Annotated in this window: 1 protein-coding gene; it reads right to left on the reverse strand. The window is 75.0% G+C overall.

The annotated features are described in order from the left end of the window. The coding region (locus AB0L74_RS34765) for a beta-ketoacyl synthase N-terminal-like domain-containing protein (protein ID WP_365661606.1) at positions 1-2,268 on the reverse strand (2,268 nt) is incomplete at both ends.

The raw sequence follows: 2,268 nt of genomic DNA on the forward strand, positions 1-2,268 counted from the left end.
GCTTCGACCAGGCCCGTGGTGGTCTCACCGGCTGCCAGGGCCCGCAGGCCGGTGAGGAGGTCGTCGCGGCTCGCGCCGAGGACGACCGCACGGCGTTCGAAGTGTGCCCGTGCCGTCGCCAGCGCCAGGCCCACCGCGGCCGGGGCGGGAGCATCCTCGCCCTCCAGCAGGTCCAGCACCCCCCTGGCCTGCGCGCGCAGCGCGGCCGGGCTCGTGGCGGACACCGGGAGCAGCACGGGGCCCGCCGGGGCGGGGGACTCGGCGGACGTGTCCTGGTCGGGTTCCGGGGCCGGCGCCTGCTCCAGGATGACGTGGGCGTTGGTACCGCTGATGCCGAACGAGGACACGCCGGCCCGGCGGGGCTCCTCGCCGCTCCAGGGCACGGACTCGGTCAGCAACCGCACCTGGCCGGCCGTCCAGTCCACATGAGGCGTCGGCTCGTCCACGTGCAGGGTCCTGGGCAGGACACCGTGGCGCATGGCCATCACCATCTTGATCACCCCGGCGACACCGGCGGCGGCCTGGGTGTGGCCCAGGTTCGACTTGACGGAACCGAGCCACAGGGGGCTGTCCTCGGCCCGGTTCTGGCCGTAGGTGGCGATGAGGGCCTGTGCCTCGATGGGGTCGCCGAGGACGGTGCCGGTGCCGTGCGCCTCCACCGCGTGGATGTCGGCGGGGGAGAGGCGGGCGTTGCCCAGCGCCTGGGTGATGACGCGCTGCTGGGAGGGGCCGTTGGGGGCGGTGAGGCCGTTGCTGGCGCCGTCCTGGTTGACGGCGGAGCCGCGGATCACCGCGAGGACCTGGTGGCCGTTGCGCCGGGCGTCCGACAGGCGCTCGACCACCAGCACGCCGATGCCCTCGGAGAGACTGGTGCCGTTCGCCGCCCCCGCGAACGCCTTCGCCCTGCCGTCGGAGGCGAGGTTGTGCGCCCGGCTGAAGTCGATGAAGGTCTCGGGCGTGAACATCACCGACACGCCGCCCGCGAGCGCCAGTTGGCATTCGCCGTTGCGCAGCGCCTGCACGGCCAGGTGCAGCGCCACCAGCGAGGAGGAGCACGCCGTGTCCACCGTCACCGCCGGGCCTTCGAGGCCGAGGGTGTACGAGACGCGGCCGGAGGCGACGCTGCCCAGGCTGCCGTTGCCGAGGTAGGTGTCCACGCCCTCGGGGACGGGGGAGTCGCCGAGGCGCGAGGCGTAGTCGTGGTACATGACTCCGGCGAAGACGCCGGTGCGGCTGCCGCGCAGGGCGTGCGGATCGAGCCCGGCCCGCTCCAGGGCCTCCCAGGACGCTTCCAGGAGGAGCCGCTGCTGCGGGTCGGTGGCGAGGGCCTCGCGGGGGGATATGCCGAAGAACTCGGCGTCGAAGTCCGCCGCGTCGTACAGGAAGCCGCCCTCGCTCGCGTGGCTGGTGTTCGGCCGCGTCCCGCTGGGGTCGCAGATCTCCGCGATGTCCCAGCCGCGGTCGGCGGGGAACGCCGAGATGGCGTCCCGGCCCTCGGCCAGCAACTCCCAGAGCTCTTCGGGGCTGGTGACGCCGCCGGGGTAGCGGCAGCTCATGCCGACGATCGCGATGGGCTCGTCGGGAGCCGTACCGGCCGGGAGCTCCGGGGCCGTGCCCTGGGGTTCGCCGGCGCCGCCGAGCTCGGCGAGCAGGAACTCCGCCAGGGCGGCCGGCGTCGGATGGTCGAAGACCAGGGTGACCGGCAGTCTGATGCCGGCGGCCGCGCCCAGCCGGTTGCGCAGCGCCACGGAGGCGAGCGAGTCGAAGCCCAGCTCCTTGAAGGCGCGCTCCGGGTCGACGGCCTCCGCGCCGTCGTGTCCGAGGATGCCGGCGACCTGGGTGCGTACCAGGCCGAGCAGCAGCCGGCGGCGCTCGGGCGCCGGCGTCCGCAGCAGCCGGTGGGCCAGCGTGTCGTCGCCGCCCGCCGCGGCGGACGCCGCCGCGCGCCGCGCCACGGGGCGCACCAGGCCGCTCAGCAGGGGCGGTAGGGTGCCCGGTCGGTCGCGCAGCGCCTTGAGGTCGAGCCGGACCGGCAGCAGCGCCGGGGCCGCGCCGGAGACCGCGCTGTCGAAGAGGGCCGCGCCTTCCTCCTCCGACAGGCCCCGCACCCCCGACCGCGCCATCTGCTCGACGTCCGCCTCGGTCAGGTGGGTCGTCATGGCGGACTTCCGCGTCCACAGGCCCCAGCCGAGGGAGTGGGCGGGCAGGCCGTGGGTTCGGCGGTGGTGGGCGAGGGCGTCGAGGAAGGCGTTGGCGGCGGCGTAGTTG

Origin of the sequence: Streptomyces sp. NPDC052020, assembly GCF_040680575.1 — a bacterium.
In the GTDB taxonomy this organism is placed as follows: domain Bacteria; phylum Actinomycetota; class Actinomycetes; order Streptomycetales; family Streptomycetaceae; genus Streptomyces.